The 2,981-nt window shown below is 59.0% G+C and carries 1 rRNA gene; it reads left to right on the top strand.

The window, feature by feature from the left end:
• A 23S ribosomal RNA gene (locus tag CHM34_RS18210) occupies nucleotides 1–2,923 on the top strand; the annotation flags it as partial.
• Nucleotides 2,924–2,981: the final 58 nt, after the last annotated feature.

Genomic DNA, 2,981 nt, shown 5'->3' with positions numbered 1-2,981 from the left:
GAAGAGCACACGGTGGATGCCTAGGCGCCAGGAGCCGAAGAAGGACGGGGCGAACACCGATATGCCCCGGGGAGCCGTAAGCAGGCAGTGATCCGGGGATTTCCGAATGGGGCAACCCGCCAGCGCCAACCGCTGGCACCGCCGCCTGAACCCATAGGGCGGCCGGAGGCAGACCGGGGGAACTGAAACATCTTAGTACCCCGAGGAAGAGAAAGCAAACGCGATTCCCCGAGTAGCGGCGAGCGAAACGGGAACAGCCCAAACCGGCGGTATCTGCCGCCGGGGTTGAGGGGCGTCCGATACGGAGTCAGAAAAGCGAAGGCTAGGCGAAGTGGCCTGGAACGGCCCGCCGCAGAGGGTAACAGCCCTGTAGCCGAAAGCCTTGGCACTCCCGGACGGACCCCGAGTACCACGGGGCACGGGAAACCCCGTGGGAATCCGGGAGGACCTCCTCCCAAGGCTAAATACTCCCTGGCGACCGATAGCGAACCAGTACCGTGAGGGAAAGGTGAAAAGCACCCCGGGAGGGGAGTGAAAGAGAACCTGAAACCGTGTGCTTACAAGCAGTCGGAGCGGGCATGACCCGTAACGGCGTGCCTTTTGTAGAATGAACCGGCGAGTGACGGTGGCGAGCGAGGTTAAGGCGAGAAGCTGGAGCCGCAGCGAAAGCGAGTCTGAACAGGGCGGATAAGTTCGTCGTCGTCGACCCGAAACCGGGTGATCTACCCATGTCCAGGGTGAAGCGGAGGTAAAACTCCGTGGAGGCCCGAACCCACTGGTGTTGAAAAACCAGGGGATGAGGTGTGGGTAGGGGTGAAATGCCAATCGAACTCGGAGATAGCTGGTTCTCCCCGAAATCGCTTTAGGGCGAGCCTTGGAGGAAGAGTCGCGGAGGTAGAGCACTGATTGGGCTAGGGGCCTGTCAAAGGTTACCGAACTCAGTCAAACTCCGAATGCCGTGGACTCATCTCCAGGAGTTAGACTGCGAGTGCTAAGATCCGCAGTCGAAAGGGAAACAGCCCAGACCGCCGGCTAAGGCCCCGAAGTGCGTGTTCAGTGGGAAAGGATGTGGAGTTGCCGAGACAACCAGGATGTTGGCTTAGAAGCAGCCATCATTCAAAGAGTGCGTAATAGCTCACTGGTCAAGTGACTCTGCGCCGAAAATGTAACGGGGCTAAACACGCCGCCGAAGCCGCGGATCCAAATGGATGGTAGGGGAGCGTCCCCAGGGCGTTGAAGTCGGCCCGAAAGGGTCGGTGGAGCGCTGGGGAGTGAGAATGCCGGTATGAGTAACGAAAAGAGGGGTGAGAATCCCCTCCGCCGAAAGCCTAAGGGTTCCTGAGGAAGGTTCGTCCGCTCAGGGTAAGTCGGGACCTAAGCCGAGGCCGAAAGGCGTAGGCGATGGATAACAGGTGGAGATTCCTGTACCACCTTCCGCCGTCTGAGTGACGGGGGGACGCAGGAGGGTAGGAGAGCGCGCTGTTGGATACGCGCGTCCAAGCGGTGAGGCTGAGGAAGAGGCAAATCCCTTCCTCGAAAGGCTGGACCGTGATGGCGAGGGAACCAAGAGTACCGAAGTCTTTGATCTCACACTGCCGAGAAAAGCCTCTAGCGAGGCGGAAGGTGCCCGTACCGCAAACCGACACAGGTAGGCGAGGAGAGAATCCTCAGGCGCGCGGGAAAACTCTCGTTAAGGAACTCGGCAAAATGACCCCGTAACTTCGGGAGAAGGGGTGCCCCGGTAGGGTGGCCTTCGGGTTGCTCGAGGGGGCCGCAGTGAAGAGGCCCGAGCGACTGTTTAGCAAAAACACAGGTCTCTGCGAAGCCGCAAGGCGAAGTATAGGGGCTGACGCCTGCCCGGTGCTGGAAGGTTAAGGGGAAGGGTTAGCGCAAGCGAAGCTCTGAACCGAAGCCCCAGTAAACGGCGGCCGTAACTATAACGGTCCTAAGGTAGCGAAATTCCTTGTCGGGTAAGTTCCGACCCGCACGAAAGGCGCAACGACTTGGGCGCTGTCTCAACGAGAGACCCGGTGAAATTGTAGTACCCGTGAAGATGCGGGTTACCCGCGACCGGACGGAAAGACCCCGTGGAGCTTTACTGTAGCCTGATATTGGATTTTGGTACGGTTTGTACAGGATAGGTGGGAGCCGGAGAATTCGGGCCGCCAGGTTCGAAGGAGGCGCTGTTGGGATACCACCCTGATCGTGCCGGGGTTCTAACTCACAACCGTGATCCGGTTGGAGGACCGTGTCAGGTAGGCAGTTTGACTGGGGCGGTCGCCTCCTAAAGAGTAACGGAGGCGCCCCAAGGTTCCCTCAGCGCGGTTGGAAATCGCGCACAAAGAGTGTAAAGGCAGAAGGGAGCTTGACTGCGAGACCCACTAGTCGAGCAGGGACGAAAGTCGGGCTTAGTGATCCGGTGGTACCGAGAGGAAGGGCCATCGCTCAACGGATAAAAGCTACCCCGGGGATAACAGGCTTATCTCCCCCAAGAGTCCACATCGACGGGGAGGTTTGGCACCTCGATGTCGGCTCATCGCATCCTGGGGCTGTAGTCGGTCCCAAGGGTTGGGCTGTTCGCCCATTAAAGCGGTACGCGAGCTGGGTTCAGAACGTCGTGAGACAGTTCGGTCCCTATCCGTCGCGGGCGCAGGAAATTTGAGAGGAGCCGTCCTTAGTACGAGAGGACCGGGACGGACGCACCGCTGGTGTACCAGTTGTTCCGCCAGGAGCATCGCTGGGTAGCCAAGTGCGGACGGGATAAGCGCTGAAAGCATCTAAGCGCGAAGCCCCCCTCAAGATGAGATTTCCCACTGACACGTTCAGGTAAGACCCCTTAAAGATGATGAGGTAGATCGGTCCGAGGTGTAAGCGTGGCAACACGTTCAGCTGACGGATACGAATCGGTCGAGGACTTCTCCTGAATTCACTCCCGGCTTCTTACTCCGTATCTGGTTTTCAGGGTGCATGACCCTGGAAAA

This window comes from Paludifilum halophilum (genome assembly GCF_002245355.1).
Taxonomy (GTDB): Bacteria; Bacillota; Bacilli; order Thermoactinomycetales; family DSM-45169; genus Paludifilum; species Paludifilum halophilum.
Note: the sequence above shows the minus strand (reverse complement) of the source record. Positions and strands in the feature narration are given on the sequence as shown.